This window comes from Flavobacterium sp. A45 (assembly GCF_002001005.1).
In the GTDB taxonomy this organism is placed as follows: Bacteria; Bacteroidota; Bacteroidia; order Flavobacteriales; family Flavobacteriaceae; genus Flavobacterium.
In genome coordinates this window covers 126872-143858 of record NZ_MUNX01000065.1, presented here as the reverse complement: position 1 = coordinate 143858, position 16987 = coordinate 126872, and the positions used below count along the sequence as shown (strand labels likewise).

Below are 16987 nucleotides of genomic sequence, written 5' to 3'. Positions count from 1 at the left end.
GCAATCTCAATTTATTACGATAATCATAAAAATAACGATGAGTTTTCACAAATTCATTTTTACAATAATTTAAATAAAAAGAAAAAAATGAAATACGATATTATAGTTTTAGGAAGTGGACCTGGAGGATATGTTACAGCAATTAGAGCCTCTCAATTAGGATTTAAAGTAGCTGTAGTAGAAAAAGAAAACCTTGGTGGTATATGTTTAAACTGGGGATGTATTCCAACTAAAGCATTATTAAAATCGGCTCAAGTTTTTGATTATTTAAAACATGCTTCAGATTACGGATTAACTGTAAAAGAATTTGACAAAGACTTCCCTGCTGTTGTACAACGCAGTCGTAGTGTTGCTGAAGGAATGAGCAAAGGAGTTCAATTCCTGATGAAAAAAAATAAAATTGATGTAATTGACGGTTTTGGAAAGCTAAAAGCTGGTAAAAAATTAGACGTTACTGATAAAGACGGAAAAGTTACTGAATATAGTGCTGATCACATTATCATTGCTACTGGAGCTCGTTCTCGTGAGTTACCAAACTTGCCTCAAGATGGAGTAAAAGTAATTGGATACCGTCAAGCAATGACATTGCCAACACAACCAAAATCTATGATTGTTGTAGGTTCTGGAGCTATTGGAGTGGAATTTGCACATTTCTACAACTCAATGGGAACTGATGTTACCATCGTAGAATTTATGCCAAACGTAGTTCCTGTGGAAGATGAAGATATCTCAAAACAATTTGAGCGTTCTTTGAAAAAAGCTGGAATCAAAATTATGACCAACTCTTCTGTTGAGCGTATTGATACTACTGGAAACGGAGTAAAAGCATTTGTAAAAACAGCAAAAGGTGAAGAAGTTCTTGAAGCTGACATTTTATTGTCTGCTGTTGGAATCAAAACTAACATTGAAAACATCGGATTAGAAGAAGTTGGAATCGCTACAGACAGAGATAAAATCTTAGTTGATGCTTACAACCAAACTAATATTCCAGGATATTACGCAATTGGAGACGTTACTCCAGGTCAAGCGTTGGCTCACGTAGCTTCTGCTGAAGGAATTAACTGTGTAGAGAAAATCGCTGGATTGCATGTTGATCCTATCGATTACGGAAACGTTCCTGGATGTACTTATGCAACCCCAGAAATCGCTTCTGTAGGATTGACGGAAAAACAAGCTAAAGAAAAAGGATACGAATTAAAAATTGGTAAATTCCCATTCTCTGCTTCAGGAAAAGCTAAAGCTGCTGGAACTCCAGACGGTTTTGTAAAAGTAATTTTTGATGCTAAATATGGCGAATGGTTAGGATGTCACATGATTGGTGCTGGAGTTACCGATATGATTGCTGAAGCAGTTGTAGCACGTAAACTAGAAACTACAGGACATGAAATCCTAAAATCTATCCACCCTCACCCAACAATGAGTGAAGCGGTTATGGAAGCCGTTGCTGATGCATACGGAGAAGTAATCCACTTGTAATAAAACATTTTTTATAAATTTAGAACCCGATTTGAAATATTCAAATCGGGTTTTTTGTTTTGATCAAAAAGCAATAGATATAATCTTCATTCTATTTTGTAAATACCTAAATGTCAACTATATTTACTATCAAATAAAAAGGCTATGACACACAACAACATACTAGAAACCATTGGTAATACGCCACACGTAAAAATCAATAAATTATTTGGCCCAGATGCAAATGTTTGGGTGAAACTTGAAAAAACAAATCCAGGCGCCAGCATCAAGGACAGAATTGCTTTGTCTATGGTAGAAGATGCTGAGCAAAAAGGATTACTACAAAAGGGAAGCACCATAATCGAGGCTACATCAGGAAACACAGGTATTGGATTAGCAATGGTTGCGGCCGTAAAAGGGTATAAATTAATTTTGGTAATGCCCGACTCTATGTCAGTAGAAAGACGCCGATTGATGAGTATATACGGAGCCGAATTTGTGCTTACTCCCCGAGAATTTGGTATGAAAGGTGCTCTCGCGAAAGCTGAAGAAATAGCAAATGGAATTCCAAATTCGTGGATACCACTTCAATTTGATAATCCCGCAAATATAGAAATCCACAAAACCACGACCGCACAGGAAATCATAAAAGCTTTTCCTGATGGATTGGATTATCTGATTACAGGAGTTGGAACAGGCGGACACATCACAGGTTGCGCCGAAGTGCTAAAACAACATTTTCCAAACCTGAAAGTCTTTGCTGTAGAACCAGAATTATCTCCAGTTATAAGTGGAGGAACGCATTCACCCCATCCTATTCAAGGAATTGGAGCTGGATTTATACCAACCAATTTACATACTGACATTCTGGATGGAGCAATTCAGGTAAGTAAAGATGAAGCTTTTGAATATGCGCAAAGAGCAGCCAAAGAAGAAGGTATTCTCCTAGGAATTTCTTCTGGTGCTTCATTGGCTGCTGTAGCCAAAAAATTAAAAGAAATCCCTTCAGGTTCCAAAGTACTAACTTTTTGTTACGATACTGGAGAACGTTATTTAAGCATCGAAGGTTTATTTGAATAAAAAATAATTTCCTCTTATATCAAACCGATTTGCGAAAGCAGTTCGGTTTTTTTTTATTATAGCATTCCAGATCCAATAAAAAATCATTCTAAAAAAGAATACAGTTTTTAAAATCCAACTCTATATTTTTTGTAATTTAGTATGCCTCAAAAAAAAGAGGAAATTGCTTCTCAAAAAAACAATCAAATGAATTGCTCGGCAAAAAATGCTTTTTTAAATAGAACAAACTATTTAAAAGGCTGGTGACAAACACGAACTGCTGGAACACATTCTAACCTTACTAGACTGTCCTTGTCAATTCGACTAACAAAATATTCAAAATAAATACCATCCGACTACTCAAAAAACATAAAAGAGTAGGTCAATTAAATTCAAAAAAGTTTGACTTAAATTTAAATGAGATGAAAACAATTAAAATATTTTTAATGAATACCCTCCTTTTCGGACTATTCCTGATTCAAAGCACAAGTCTGTATGCACAAGACCCAATGAAAGCAGCTTCTAATGTGTATAAAAAAATACTACTTGATAATGACAAGGTAAGAGTCATGGAAGTTGTATTCGCACCGGGTGTAACAACAGCTTGGCACAGTCACCCGAATCATTCAGTTTACGCTTTGACTAGTGGCAAAATTCAGATTACTGACAAAGGCAAACCAGCTGCTACTATAGATGTCAAAATGGGTACTGCTTTATATTTACCTGCCGTAACACATATGGCAAAAAACATTGGAACTACCACTTTAAAATTAATAGTAACAGAAATAAAGCCCGCAAAAAAAATGTAATAACTATTTTCAAACAAGGCAATTCATTTTCCTTTTGGGCAGCAATTTAAGAATGCATAAAATCTGATTCCTTTTTCAAGAGTCAGGTTTTTTTTTTATGGTGTGCCCTTGTTGCAGACTATTTTCTGCAAATAGAATAATTTGTTAAGCAACAAGGTCAGGCTATCCACTGTATTCCCGATTAACAAAAACTACGGCAAAAAAGCCTTGTTTTTCTAAATCGGGAGATGCCGTTCCTATCCTTCACACAAAAGCATCAGACGTAACCATAAAATATTCAATTTCATAAATTATAGGCAAAGTCATTTTTGATTTCTTCCATCACAAAAGAACTTTGCACATTTGAAATCCCTTTGATAACAGACAATTTATCGATGACAAACTTTTGATATTCATTCATATCATTGACAGCCACTTTCAATAAAAAATCATAATTCCCGGATACGTGGAAACAACCTGTAATTTCGGGTAACACAAGAATGTGCTGTTTAAAATCATCTATCAATTCTCTGGAGTGCACCGCCAAAGTCACTTGACAATACACACTGATTGATTTTCCAATTTTTTCAGCATCCAGTAAAGCCACATAATTCTTTATGTATTTTTTTTGTTCCAGTTTTTTAATCCGCTCAAAAGTCGGAGAAACAGACAACCCCACTTTTTCGGCAATTTCTTTAGTATTTTGTTTCGCATCCTGCTGCAAAAGCATCAATATTTTTTTGTCTATCGAATCCATTTCAGAATAATTATATGGTTTTGAAAAAATCTAATATTAAAATCAATACTTAAAAACCGTATTTAATTTCAAAATTAGAATTATATTCTAAATATTACTACATATAAAGAATTTTAAATCTTTAAAACTACATTTACAGTAAAATAAAGCATCATGGAACCCATTTCAAAATCATTATCCGAACAAGACAATCAGCGTTTATTCGAATTGGAACAATACATAGAAAACGCCAGAGATAATTTCTTGGGGTATCCTGTATCCAAAGATTTTGATTATTCAGAAATCAATCATTTTTTTAAATATCCAATCAATAATCTAGGTGATCCTTTTGATGATTGTACCTACAAAGTACAAACCCATGAACTCGAAAGAGAAGTAGTTGGTTTTTTTGCCAAATTATTCCGAGCCAATCCAAAAGATTATTGGGGTTATGTAACCAATGGCGGATCTGAAAGTAACTTATACGGATTGTATCTTGCTCGCGAATTATATCCAAAAGCGATGGTTTATTACTCAGAATCGACCCATTACAGTGTGCGCAAAAACATTCACTTGCTCAATATTCCGAGCATCGTTATTCGTTCACAAGAGAATGGCGAAATTGATTATGTTGATTTTGAAAATACCTTAAAAATGAATCGTCATAAGCCAGCAATTGTGCTTACCACTTTTGGAACAACCATGAAAGAAGCCAAAGACGACGTTTCAAAAATCAGGGATATTCTAAAAGGATTGGCCATACAAGACAGTTACATCCATTGTGATGCAGCCTTATCCGGAAGTTACGGAGCTTTTATGGAACCTAGATTTCCTTTTGATTTTAAAGATGGTGCTGACAGTATTTCAATCAGTGGTCACAAATTTATAGGTTCACCAATTCCAACTGGAGTTATTATCACGAAGCGTTCCAATAGAGATCGAATCTCAAAAGGGATATCCTATATCGGTTCTTTAGACACAACGATTACAGGATCTAGAAACGGTCATTGCCCATTGTTTTTATGGTATGCCATAAAAAAACTCGGAGTGGAAGGTTTAAAAAATCGTTATTTACACAGCTTGGAAGTAGCGGAATACTGTGAACAAAGACTAAAAAACATAGGCATAGCAGCCTGGAGAAACCCAAATTCTATCACCGTGGTTTTCCCAAAAACAGCTGAAGAAGTCAAATCAAAATGGCAATTGGCCACTGAAGGTGATATCTCTCATATTATTTGCATGCCCAATGTGACCAAAAAACAAATTGACCTTTTCATCAACGACGTAGAAAATTGCATTGAAAATCCCGAAGAAATAGCAGAATTCAGTTTCTAGTTTATCTTTAAAAACCTAACAGCAAAACCATCTTATCTTTTATTTTTAATTCAAAACTCAGCCATAGATTGACTTTCTAATCATTCTATGGCTTTTTTTATTACTCTTTTACCTGTAAATTCAAATTGCAAAATAAATTGTATTTTAGATTTTCATTTCAATCATTAAAACAAAAAAATGAAAATCAAATTACCCCTATTATTAATTGCAATAATCAGTTGCTCCTGCAGTGTTAACCAAAATAAAACCAATCAAAATGATTTGCCAATTATTGGAACTTGGGAACTCATTTCGGCAACGACCACCGAAAAAGATTCCACTTTTTCAACTTTTGACCCCAAATTAAAAATGATAAAAATTATTAATCCTGATCATTTTTCTTTTTTTCAGCATGACTTAACAATGGGAAAAGAACCCAATCCGAAATTCTCTGCAGGAGCAGGAAGATATACTTTGGTCAACGACAATTACACGGAGTATTTAGAATATTTCTCCAACAGAGCCTGGGAGAACAACAAATTTGAATTCAAAGTTTCCATAAAAAACGACACTCTAATCCAACAAGGTTTAGAAAAAGTAGAGAAACTGGGTGTTGATCGAATAATAACTGAAAAATACAAACGCATAAAAAAATAATCAATATTGTATTTTTAAAACAAATCATAAGGTCATTTCAATTGGAACCCATTATTTATGGAAAGAAAAGAAAAAATCCTCGACTGGGGGTATTTGAACAAATACAAAACCGAGAATGAACAGATTTCAGCTCCATTGCCTGGAGAAAAAAGGATTGTATTTTTTGGAGATTCCATAACTGAAGGTTGGAAAACTATTCATCAAGATTTTTTTATAGGTAAATCATATATCAATAGAGGCATTAACGGCCAAACGACCTCACAAATGCTCTTGCGTTTTAGACCGGACGTAATTGAACTGAAACCCAAAATTGTCGTTATTTTGGCTGGAGGCAATGATATTGCAGGAAATACTGGTCCAGCAACACTCGAAACAATTCTAGGAAACCTTATTTCTATGTGCGAATTGGCTAAAGCAAATAACATCGAAGTGGTTTTATGTTCGATACTCCCTGCCAATGATTTTCCTTGGAAACGAGGAATGGAACCCGCCGATAAAATCGAAACATTAAATGCGATGATTTTGAAATATGCCAAAGCAAATGACATTGTATTTGCAGACTATTATTCGGCTATGGTGGATGACCAAAAAGGTTTAAAAGCAATTTATTCCAAAGATGGTGTTCATCCCAATAAAGAAGGATATCTCGTGATGGAATCAATCGTTGAAACAATCATTAGTAATTTGCAATTAATGTGATATAATTTCAAAAAACATAATTAACAATAAAATTTAAACCTTAATGGGAGATATAATAACTGGACTTTTTTTATGCATTTTCATCTTTATTTTTGTGCTCCTAAACAAAAGAATCAAACAATCTGATTCTGAAAATATCATTAGAAATTTAATCGGATTTGGTTCCATTTTAGGGTTATTTATCTCAATATTACAGGATGAAACCGAAAGAAATTTGGGGATAATTATTTTTGGTCTACAATTGTTAAGTATCGTACTTTTGTCTAAAAAAGAAAAAAAAGCTGGATATATTTTGCTATGCATAACCCTGTTTTTACAAATTCCTATTCTAAATTTTACAGTCCTAAAATATCATAGTCAAAATCTATTTAGCATAAATATCCAAGAGTTTCCGGGTAAATATATTGACCTAGAACCTGGGAGCTATGTAAACTACTTTTACCACGATTCATATACTATTTCAAATCCACTATTTCCTATTGGGATAAATATATTGAGTTTATTTCTCTTGATTTATTTTATAATAAGATGGAAAATATCAAATTCCAAAAATTATTGCTAAAGTTGCTTACAATAGAATTAATTAATGTGATATAATTTCAAAAAAATAGCAATTCTGTTATATCTTTTTGAACCTATATTTTTCAACGGCAATTAACCTAATTCTTTGGCGAAACCTTGTTATTTTTTCTGAAAAACGCCTTACTTTTATCCTTTCAAAATTAACATTCAATTTCATAATCATGACCAAAGATCTGATTGTTCAAAATATTAGTGCTTCCAAAAGTCATTTATCTATAAATTATAGTATTAAAACTAAAACGGAAGCCTTTACCGAAAAACTGTTTTACACTTTATTTGATTCTAATGCACCACTTAATGAAAGCATCGATGAGTTAGAAAAACAATTTAAAGAAATAGCTTCTTTGGCCTGCAAAAAAGCACATGACTCATGCGAAAGTGCTTGGGATAATTTTTTACACAAATTGCCATCTGTACTTGAAAACCTGAACAAAGACGCTTCTTATATCTTAGAAAATGACCCTGCATCCAATAGTCTTGAAGAAATTTATCTTGCTTATCCAGGATTTTATGCCATCGCGATTTATAGATTGAGTCATGAACTGTATTTGTTGGACTTGATGCTTTTTTCAAGATTAATGAGCGAATATGCACATCGCATTACAGGAACAGACATCCATGCAGGAGCTACAATCGCATCGCCTTTCTTTATCGACCATGCCACTGGAATCGTAATTGGCGAAACCACCGTTATCGAAAAAAATGTAAAAATATATCAAGGGGTGACTTTGGGAGCGTTGAGCGTGAGCAAAGACATGAAGAATTCCAAAAGACATCCAACTGTTGAGAAAAATGTTTGCCTATATGCCAATGCAACCATTTTGGGAGGAACAACAACTATTGGCAAAAACAGTGTCGTGGGTGGAAATTCATGGGTTACCAAATCGATTCCCCCAGATTCAATCGTATTGAACACCACTACAACTGAAGTTAAAGTAAAAGAGAAAAAGTAAAATGAAAACCTATAAATTAGTAGAATTAATCGGGAACACGCCACTTGTAGAAACCACCCGATTGGTTGCAAACAAAAACGTAAAACTTTTATTGAAACTTGAAGGAGACAATCCAGGAGGAAGTGTAAAAGACCGCGCCGCCTACAATATGATTGCATCTGCCATCGAAAGAGGTGACATCAAAAAAGGAGACAAATTAATTGAGGCAACAAGTGGTAACACCGGAATTGCCTTGGCTATGATAGCTCAATTATTCAATATAGAAATCGAATTGGTATTGCCCGAAGATTCAACTATCGAGCGCACGCAAACTATGCAGGCTTATGGTGCAACTGTTATCCAGACGCCAGCAAGTTTAGGGATAATCGGTTCTAGAGATTATGCTGATCAAAAAGTAGCCGAAGGTGGTTATGTAATGCTGAATCAATTTGCAAACAATGACAACTGGAAAGCCCATTACAAAACCACAGGACCAGAAATATGGAATGATACCGACGGAACAGTTACTCATTTTGTATCGGCTATGGGGACTACAGGAACTATTATAGGAACCTCAACGTATTTGAAAGAGAAAAACCCAAATATTCAAATCATTGGGGCACAACCTAGTGAAGGCTCACAAATTCCGGGCATTAGAAAATGGCCTCAGGAATATTTACCTAAGATTTTTGATGCCTCAAAAGTGGATCTAACTGTTGATATCAGCGAAAAAGAAGCCCGTGAAATGACCAAAAGACTTGCCAAGGAAGAAGGTATTTTTGCAGGTATGAGCAGCGGAGGATCTGTTGCAGTGGCCGTAAAAATCGCTAACCAACTTGAATCTGGTGTGGTGGTTGCAGTTATCTGCGATCGTGGAGACCGTTATTTGTCTTCGGATTTATTTGATGAATAAAGATCTAAGATTCTGAGATGCTGAGTTTCTAAGTTTAAACCTAAGCAACGCAGTATCTCAAAATCTTAGCATCTCAGAAACTTAGCCTCTTAGAAACTTAAAACAAAAACAATGAACTATCGCAAACTAGGAAAAACCAATTTCAATATTTCAGAAATAGCACTTGGCACTTGGCAAGTAGGCGGAAAATGGGGTTCTCCCTTTAATGATAAAACCGCTGATGAGTTAATTAATACCGCCATTGATAACGGTGTGAATTTTATTGATACTGCCGATGTTTACGAAAATGGATTGAGCGAAATCGCTGTGGGAAGAGTGGTACGCTCCCGTTCCGAACGAATTTATATTGCAACAAAATGCGGTAGACACATTAACCCGCACGTAAATGAAGGTTACCAACCCAAAGTATTGCAAAAATTTGTAGAAGACAGTTTGAAAAGAATGGGATTGGAAACCCTAGATCTTATTCAGCTACACTGTCCGCCAAACCAAGTCTTTTACCGTCCGGAAATTTTTGAAATGTTTGACCGTTTAAAAGATCAAGGAAAGATTTTGAATTTGGGTGTCAGTGTAGAAAAAGTTGAAGAAGCCTTAAAAGCTATTGAATACTCTAATGTAACAACGATTCAGATTATATTCAATCTTTTTCGTCAGCGCCCTTCTGAATTATTTCTCAAAGAAGCCCAGAAAAAAGACATCGGAATTATCGCAAGAGTACCGCTTGCCAGCGGATTATTGACTGGTTTATTTGATTCTAAAACGACTTTTGGAGAACAGGACCATAGAAATTTCAATCGCGATGGAGCAGCTTTCGACAAAGGTGAAACGTTCTCTGGAATCAATTATGAGTTGGGTTTAAAAGCCGTCGAAGCCCTAAAAGCACTTTTCCCTGAAACTACAAACTTGGCTCCAATTGCCCTGCAATGGATTCTTAGTTTTAACGAGATTAGCTGTATTATTCCTGGAGCCTCAAAAGAAAGCCATGTTTTGTCTAATCTTTCTGTTTATGATTTACCAAAACTGACTCCCGAAAAAATCCAAGCGATGAATGCTATTTATGAGGAATATATCAAACCGCAAGTGCATCAGCTTTGGTAAAATAGAAATTTAAATGTTCAATAAAGCGAATTTCAAAGAGTGGTTTGACCGTTATAAGTATTCAGAATTAGCTGCTACAAGCGCCGCTTTACTAGCTTCGCAATTCAGCAGAATTTTTAGCGGATTGATTACGGCTTATATAATTACGTTTGCCGAATATTTTGCTTTTTATGGTGTTATGATTTACAGGTCATATAAAAGGCATCAACTTCAGCATCAAAAAACGACTCTAAAGGGAATCCTGTACTTAATTCGAAATTTATTACTCGAATTTGGTTATCCCGCGGTTTTGGATTTCTTTTTTATCCGTCCGTTTTGTATGTATTGGATGCCAATATTGTCGGGAAATTATTTTCTTGGAATCATTTTAGGAAAAATTACTGCCGACAGTTTATTTTACTTTTTATCCATTGTCAATTACGAGTATATTAAAAAAAAATAGTACTTTAGCTTCAAAAAAAAAATTATGCTTCAACATATCAACGAAATAGAATGGTCATTGCTTTTATGGCAGATTTTAATATTAGTCTTTTTTATATTTATTGGACGTTTATTCTATTTACTTTATAAGTTTTTAAGAAATAACAAACAAAAAACTTAGAATTTTAACTTTAAACTATACAGACTAAATAAACAAAAACTCCAAGAAAGCTTGAAGCTTTTGTTTATTAACAATGTTACACCTATTGTATACTTATCATCGTACTAATTCAAAGTCGCTGTAGTTGTAATTTCTGTATTGAATAGTTTTGAAATCGGGCAATTCTTTTCAGCTTTCGTCACTAATTCTTGAAATATATCATTTGTGACACCACTTATTTTAGCATTCACAGTTAAATGAGAGCCTATAATAGTGCCATCTACCAAATTAATAACGCATTTTGTTTCTATGCTATCAATTTCTGCAGTGGTTTCACCAATAAAAGCAGTGAGTTGCATAGTAAAACATCCTGCATGTGCTGCCGCAACAAGTTCTTCTGGATTGGTACCTATGCCTTCAGCAAATCGGGATTTGAATGAATATTGGGTATTTTCCAAAGTTGTACTTTGTGTGGTTAATTTACCAGCTCCCTCCATTAGGGAACCATTCCAAACTGCGGTTGCATTTCTTTTCATGTTTTTTTCGTATTTATTGGTTTACTCAAATTTAGTTTTTTAATAAAAAACAGATTTCAAAAACAGATTTATTTAACTAAAATTTAATAATGGCTAACACAAAAAAATATTGTCTCCAAAATATTTTGTAACTTGTAAGTCAACTAATTACATTCTTTACCATAAAAATCAATCGAAAGAATAAACAACAGTTAAAATACAATTTATATGAAACCAATCTCTTCCGATACCTCAAAAAAAAATACTGCTGTTGAACTTTTTCAGTACCTGTTTATTGCAATGGTAATTTTGTATTTTGGAAGATCACTATTCATACCACTGAGTTTTTCCATGCTTATTAGTTTTATACTTTATCCTGTTTGTAAATGGATGGAACAAAAAGGGTTAAACTTTAATGTGGCGATTGGAATTTCCTTAATTACAGTAGCATTACTATTTGCTGTTATACTGTTTCTTCTTTTCTCTCAAATTTTAGAATTTTCAAATGAATGGCAAACTTTAGAGACAAAATTAGAAGAAACCATAAACCAGTTGAGTGTATTTTTGACCAACCAATTTGGAGTAAACGAAGAAAAACAAATGACCTACATAAAAAATGCGTTAAACAATTCCAGCTCACAAATATTTACTTTTTTAAAAACCACATTATATTCATTCTCTGAATCGCTATTTTATCTTATCATAGTTCCTGTTTTTTCGGCACTAATATTGTTTTATCGAAAATTATTGGTTCAAGCTTTGTACCATATTTTTTCGGAAAACAAAAAAGCAATGATTCGTGAAATTATCGTTGAAACCATTCACGAATATTACAAATTCATAAAAGGGATGCTGGTGGTTTATGTAATAGTAGGGCTTTTGAATAGTATTGGACTTCTTATTATTGGCATTCCCTATCCGTTTCTTTTCGGCTTTACTGCATCAATACTTACCTTTATACCCTACATCGGTATTATGGTTTCGTCGTTGTTACCAATCACTGTAGCTTGGGTTACGTTTAATTCCATTTGGTATCCAGTTGGAGTAATTGCAGTTTTCCTATTAGTGCAAGTACTGGAAGCTTATATCATATTTCCTTATGCGGTAGGAAGCCGTTTGAAGATAAACACACTTGCAATCTTGGTTATGGTAATTGCTGGTGGAATACTATGGGGAGCAGCGGGAATGATTCTATTCATTCCGTTTATCAGTATTTTAAAATTAATAGCGGATCGATCTGAAAGCCTTAAGTCTCTATCATTATTATTAAGTGATGGAAAACAATAGTGGATTCTTTATTTTACTAAATAGACGCAACCATTCTTTCACATAAGCATCTAGTTATCAAACAACCCTTATGAAAAATATAAAATTTTTATTTATTGCAATTAGTCTCTTCTTTTTCAGTTGCAATACCGATGATTCTTCTTCAAAAGAATCAGAAAATCAAAACCTCTCAAAAATGTATGACGAAATTATTTCAACCTCTATGGTCAATACTACACCATGCACTAACCCAGAGGAATGGTCATTTACCGCAATTGGCTCAAAAGCATGTGGAGGTTCTACTGGTTTTATTGTGTACTCTTTAAAAATAAATGTTCCAGAGTTTCTAAAAAAAGTTGAGAATTTCACCAAAGCACAAGATACGTACAATAAAAAATGGGGAATTGTTTCTACCTGTGACATAATACTACCTCCAGCTGGGGTTGATTGCGTGAATGGAAAACCAACATTGTTATACACGATCTCCTTAATTAAGAATTAACAAAACTCCACCACATAGCTCCTGCCCCCGAGTGTAGCGAAAAACCCGGAGTCCTGGAAGCATTATAACACTTGCTTGGAAAGAGCGACCAACGAAAGCTCCTTTCCTGGCTTAGTGTTATTGCTTCCAGAACGAGGATTTGTAGCGAAAAGCGGGATTAGGCACAAATTAAAAGAACATTTTCTTTGCTTTATTTCACTACCTTTGAGACACATAGAAACTCATGACATTATGAAAAAAGTAATTCTAGTATGCTGCCTGTTATCGATTATTGGTTGTAAAACTAAAACTGTCAACGGAAAAGTAATTGGGAAAAGTGTTGAAGCATCAGAAATCAGTGCTGTTGATGAAGTTCAAAAAAACAAAGCCTATGAATTGGGGAAAAGGATTTTGTTGACTTGCAATACGTCAAAATTTACTCCTTTTACAAAAAGTGAAGCTACTGACAAGGTTATTGCTAATTCTACCGTAAAAAAAGTCAAAGAAATTGGCGCAAAATACAGTCTGAAATATGGTGCTTTCAAAGATCTTGAATTTGTAGAAATGATTCCAAATAAGACTGATAATACCAATATTTATAGATTTAAAGCGCTCTTTGATTATGCTAAAGCCAATAAGGAACTTCGGGTGACGATGAACTCTGAAAACAAAGCCTCGGCGATTACGACCAAAGACTGGAAAGATGAATTTGAGTAAACGGTTAGCTGCTTTTATTTTTAGTAAAAAAAATTAGAATTAAAATCCATAAATAAATCCAAAGCCTTATTTTTGCGCTATGGCAAAGAAAAATACAGACAAAGTTGTCTTTCATCAAATAAAAGTCCTTGATGCTGGCGCAAAAGGCGTTTCGGTGGCAAAAGCTCCCGATGGAAAAGTAGTTTTTATCCCCAACGTTGTTCCCGGAGATGTAGTAGATGTGCAAACTTTCAAGAAGCGTAAGGCTTATTATGAAGGTAAAGCGATTCATTTTCATGAATTATCGGAGCATCGTGTAGATCCAATTTGCGAGCATTTTGGTGTTTGCGGTGGATGCAAATGGCAAAATATGAATTACGGCCAACAGTTATTCTTCAAACAAAATGAGGTAAAAAATCATTTGCAGCGCATTGGCAAAATTGAACTTCCTGAATTTGAACCTATTTTAGGGTCTGAAAAACAGTTTTTTTATAGAAATAAAATGGAGTTTTCATTTTCGAACAGCCGTTGGTTAACCGAAGATGAAATTGGAAGCGAAGAAGATCTGGGTAACCGAAATGCACTTGGTTTTCATATTCCAAAAATGTGGGACAAAATCTTGGACATTAATAAATGTCATTTGCAGGAAGATCCATCGAATGCGATTCGCAATGAAGTTCGCGCTTTTGCCAATGAGCATGGTTTGACTTTCTTTAATCCTAGAGCCCATGAAGGTTTACTAAGAACTTTGATGCTGAGAACGGCTTCTACTGGAGAAATTATGGTTTTGATTCAGTTTTTTGAAAATGACAAAGCCAACAGAGAATTGATTTTGGATCACTTATACGCGAAATTTCCTCAGATTACTTCGTTACAATATGTGGTTAACAATAAAGCAAACGACACTTTATACGATACCGACATCAAATTGTATAAAGGAAGAGATTATATCCTTGAAGAAATGGAAGGCTTGAAATTTAGTATTAACGCTAAATCTTTTTACCAAACTAACTCGGATCAAGCTTATGAATTATACAAAATAACGAGAGACTTTGCTGGACTTACCGGTAATGAAACCGTTTATGATTTATATACGGGAACTGGGACTATTGCACAATTTGTATCTAAAAAAGCTAAAAAAGTTATTGGCGTAGAAAGTGTTCCGGATGCTATTAAAGATGCAAAAGCAAATGCTGTCCGCAATGAAATTACTAATTGTGAGTTCTTTGTTGGAGATATGAAAGTTGTTTTTAATGATAGTTTCATCGCTCAACACGGACACCCAGACGTTATTATCACTGACCCTCCAAGAGATGGGATGCACAAAGATGTAATTGAACAAATTATGAAAATTGCTCCTGAAAAAGTAGTTTATGTAAGCTGTAACTCGGCTACTCAAGCTAGAGATTTGGCACTAATGGATGAAAAATACAAGGTTACACGAGTGCGCCCAGTGGATATGTTCCCGCAAACACACCATGTTGAAAATGTTGTACTTTTGGAAAGACGATAAACCTACCCCTAACCCCTGAAGGGGAAGAAAATAAATATGAAAAAAATACTTGCTTTTATAATGATTCTTGGTTTCGCCTCTTCCAGTTGCGAACCCGATGATATTTGCGACCCAAATACCCCCACGACCCCAAGAATGCTTATTCAGTTTTTTGATATTTCGAATCCTTCCTTAAAGAAAAATGTAACTAATTTAAAAATTATTGGAGAAGGAATGAGCGAAGGAGTCGTTTTGAATCCATCAGGAGTAAATGAAGGTAAGTATATAACTAGCGGAAACAGTATATTACTGCCATTGAATACAACTGCAGATATTGTAAAATATCAATTTATTCTAAATTACGACAACAAAAATCCTCTTTTGGAAAATACCGACAATTTGGAATTTAAATATACAAGGGAAAACAAGTATGTTTCTAGAGCCTGTGGCTTTAAAACCATTTTTAATTTAGACCCAATTAACCCTTTCTCACTGACAGATACGACACCTGCCGATGAAATGTGGATTCAATATGTAATAGTCGCACAAAATAACATAACATACGAAAATGAAACAATTATTAAAATATTCTTTTAGTATTTGCTTTTTATTGTCACTGTTATTTGTACAGGCACAAGAAAAAACGACTACTACAACTATCCAAGAAGATGTAAAAATTACGGAAACTAAAAGTGTTACAGCAACAAAAAAGAATCCTGAAAAAAAAATCGATACTCTACAAACTGACCCCATAAAACCCAAAACAGACCGATACGGTTTAATTGTAGGTGTTGACATAAATAAAATTGCACGTTCCCTTTATGATTCCAATTACACTGGAATAGCATTTACAGGGGATTACCGATTAACTAAAAAATACTATTTATATGGAGAAATAGGCAGTGAAGAGGTTACTATTGAAGACCCATTATTGAGTACAACAACCAAAGGTTCCTATCTTAAAGCGGGTTTTAACTATAATGCCTACACCAATTGGCTGGATATGGAAAACCTTATTACACTGGGCGTGCGTTATGGTTTTAGCACTTTTAGTGAACAATTAAACAACTATCTAATATATAATCCAAATCCTTATTTCGGACAATCTTCACTTATAGATTCCGGAATAAAATACGATGGACTAACCGCCAGTTGGGCAGAAGTCTCTGCTGGAGTAAATGTAAAAGTATTCAACAATATCTATGTTGGTTTTAGTTTACAATTGAAAATGTTGGTAACCAATTCTGAGCCAGGTAATTTTGAAAACCTATATATTCCAGGATTCAACCGAACATATGATGGTAATTTTGGTGCGGGATTTAACTATACCGTTGCCTATTTTATACCTATTTACAAAAAGAAAGTTGTACCCGAAAAAACAGTACCTAAGAAGAAATAAAACTGAAATTTAATTTCATAAAAAAGGAGTAAAACTGAATCCATAAATTCATTTTTACTCCTTTTGTTTTTTTTCTATCTAAGTCAATTATCCTATTTCCTTAATTCCTTTTACAAACAACCAAGACATGAATAGTTTTTCACCGTCTTTGGTTTTGGCCGCTTGAAATTTTGGGGACAAAAGCGTTCCTGCAACAAAAGCAGTCATCGGAATCCAAAAACCAGAAAGATTGGTGTAATGTTCTACCAAATAACGAAATGCGATAAATAATATAGCAAAACATCCTAGGTTGTATAAAAATGCTCTTACTTGTAATTTTGTCATT

The 16987-nt window shown here is 34.3% G+C and carries 19 protein-coding genes; 16 read left to right on the top strand and 3 right to left on the bottom strand.

Annotated features, from left to right (window positions below; all coding sequences use genetic code 11):
• The first annotated feature begins 87 nt into the window (after positions 1 to 87).
• The 3 genes from lpdA to B0E44_RS06670 all read left to right on the top strand — a co-directional run bounded on the left by lpdA (position 88) and on the right by B0E44_RS06670 (position 3323).
• Complete coding sequence (lpdA, locus tag B0E44_RS06680) at positions 88 to 1476, top strand: dihydrolipoyl dehydrogenase (protein WP_077371904.1); 1389 nt, start codon at positions 88 to 90, stop codon at positions 1474 to 1476.
• Positions 1477 to 1620: 144 nt separating this feature from the next.
• On the top strand, positions 1621 to 2535 hold the full coding sequence (cysK, locus tag B0E44_RS06675; RefSeq protein ID WP_077371901.1) for a cysteine synthase A: 915 nt from the start codon (positions 1621 to 1623) through the stop codon (positions 2533 to 2535).
• A 425-nt stretch (positions 2536 to 2960) separates the two neighbouring features.
• On the top strand, positions 2961 to 3323 hold the full coding sequence (locus B0E44_RS06670; protein WP_165688775.1) for a cupin domain-containing protein: 363 nt from the start codon (positions 2961 to 2963) through the stop codon (positions 3321 to 3323).
• A 283-nt stretch (positions 3324 to 3606) separates the two neighbouring features.
• On the opposite strand, the gene B0E44_RS06665 is transcribed toward B0E44_RS06670, so the two are convergent.
• On the bottom strand, positions 3607 to 4059 hold the full coding sequence (locus B0E44_RS06665) for an Lrp/AsnC family transcriptional regulator (RefSeq protein ID WP_077371895.1): 453 nt from the start codon (positions 4057 to 4059) through the stop codon (positions 3607 to 3609).
• A gap of 153 nt (positions 4060 to 4212) precedes the next feature.
• Here B0E44_RS06665 and B0E44_RS06660 point away from each other — a divergent pair, with 153 nt between their 5' ends.
• The 7 genes from B0E44_RS06660 (at position 4213) to B0E44_RS06625 (ending at position 10675) form a co-directional block, all read left to right on the top strand.
• Complete coding sequence (locus B0E44_RS06660) at positions 4213 to 5373, top strand: histidine decarboxylase (protein WP_077371892.1); 1161 nt, start codon at positions 4213 to 4215, stop codon at positions 5371 to 5373.
• 177 nt (positions 5374 to 5550) lie between these two features.
• Positions 5551 to 6009, top strand: coding sequence for a hypothetical protein (locus B0E44_RS06655; RefSeq protein WP_077371889.1), 459 nt, complete (start codon positions 5551 to 5553; stop codon positions 6007 to 6009).
• Positions 6010 to 6066: 57 nt separating this feature from the next.
• Positions 6067 to 6708 (top strand): SGNH/GDSL hydrolase family protein, encoded by a 642-nt coding sequence (locus B0E44_RS06650; RefSeq protein WP_077371885.1) that lies wholly within the window; start codon positions 6067 to 6069, stop codon positions 6706 to 6708.
• Positions 6709 to 7451: 743 nt separating this feature from the next.
• Entirely contained in the window at positions 7452 to 8243 is a 792-nt protein-coding gene (epsC, locus tag B0E44_RS06640; protein ID WP_077371879.1) for a serine O-acetyltransferase EpsC, read from the top strand.
• 1 nt (position 8244) lies between these two features.
• The gene (cysM, locus tag B0E44_RS06635) at positions 8245 to 9135 is read left to right on the top strand and encodes a cysteine synthase CysM (RefSeq protein WP_077371876.1); all 891 of its coding nucleotides are present in this window, start codon (positions 8245 to 8247) and stop codon (positions 9133 to 9135) included.
• Between the two features lie 111 nt (positions 9136 to 9246).
• Positions 9247 to 10233 carry an aldo/keto reductase gene (locus B0E44_RS06630; protein ID WP_077371873.1) on the top strand — a complete coding sequence of 329 codons (987 nt, stop codon included), beginning with the start codon at positions 9247 to 9249 and terminating at the stop codon, positions 10231 to 10233.
• A gap of 13 nt (positions 10234 to 10246) precedes the next feature.
• Positions 10247 to 10675 carry a hypothetical protein gene (locus B0E44_RS06625; RefSeq protein WP_077371870.1) on the top strand — a complete coding sequence of 143 codons (429 nt, stop codon included), beginning with the start codon at positions 10247 to 10249 and terminating at the stop codon, positions 10673 to 10675.
• 263 nt (positions 10676 to 10938) lie between these two features.
• On the opposite strand, the gene B0E44_RS06620 is transcribed toward B0E44_RS06625, so the two are convergent.
• Entirely contained in the window at positions 10939 to 11349 is a 411-nt protein-coding gene (locus B0E44_RS06620; protein WP_077371867.1) for an OsmC family peroxiredoxin, read from the bottom strand.
• A 207-nt stretch (positions 11350 to 11556) separates the two neighbouring features.
• Here B0E44_RS06620 and B0E44_RS06615 point away from each other — a divergent pair, with 207 nt between their 5' ends.
• From B0E44_RS06615 to B0E44_RS06590, 6 genes are all read left to right on the top strand, one after another.
• Entirely contained in the window at positions 11557 to 12615 is a 1059-nt protein-coding gene (locus B0E44_RS06615; RefSeq protein ID WP_077371864.1) for an AI-2E family transporter, read from the top strand.
• A 70-nt stretch (positions 12616 to 12685) separates the two neighbouring features.
• The gene (locus B0E44_RS06610; RefSeq protein WP_077371861.1) at positions 12686 to 13096 is read left to right on the top strand and encodes a hypothetical protein; all 411 of its coding nucleotides are present in this window, start codon (positions 12686 to 12688) and stop codon (positions 13094 to 13096) included.
• 231 nt (positions 13097 to 13327) lie between these two features.
• Entirely contained in the window at positions 13328 to 13792 is a 465-nt protein-coding gene (locus B0E44_RS06605; RefSeq protein WP_077371858.1) for a hypothetical protein, read from the top strand.
• A 79-nt stretch (positions 13793 to 13871) separates the two neighbouring features.
• Positions 13872 to 15284: a 23S rRNA (uracil(1939)-C(5))-methyltransferase RlmD gene (gene rlmD / locus B0E44_RS06600; protein WP_077371855.1), complete on the top strand. Its 1413-nt coding sequence runs from the start codon at positions 13872 to 13874 to the stop codon at positions 15282 to 15284.
• A 36-nt stretch (positions 15285 to 15320) separates the two neighbouring features.
• Positions 15321 to 15860, top strand: coding sequence for a DUF6452 family protein (locus tag B0E44_RS06595; protein WP_077371852.1), 540 nt, complete (start codon positions 15321 to 15323; stop codon positions 15858 to 15860).
• Entirely contained in the window at positions 15832 to 16662 is an 831-nt protein-coding gene (locus B0E44_RS06590) for a DUF6048 family protein (protein ID WP_077371849.1), read from the top strand. Before B0E44_RS06595 ends, B0E44_RS06590 begins: the two co-directional genes overlap by 29 nt.
• Positions 16663 to 16749: 87 nt before the next feature.
• Here B0E44_RS06590 and B0E44_RS06585 read toward each other — a convergent pair whose 3' ends face one another.
• The gene (locus tag B0E44_RS06585) at positions 16750 to 16986 is read right to left on the bottom strand and encodes a hypothetical protein (RefSeq protein ID WP_077371845.1); all 237 of its coding nucleotides are present in this window, start codon (positions 16984 to 16986) and stop codon (positions 16750 to 16752) included.
• Position 16987: the final 1 nt, after the last annotated feature.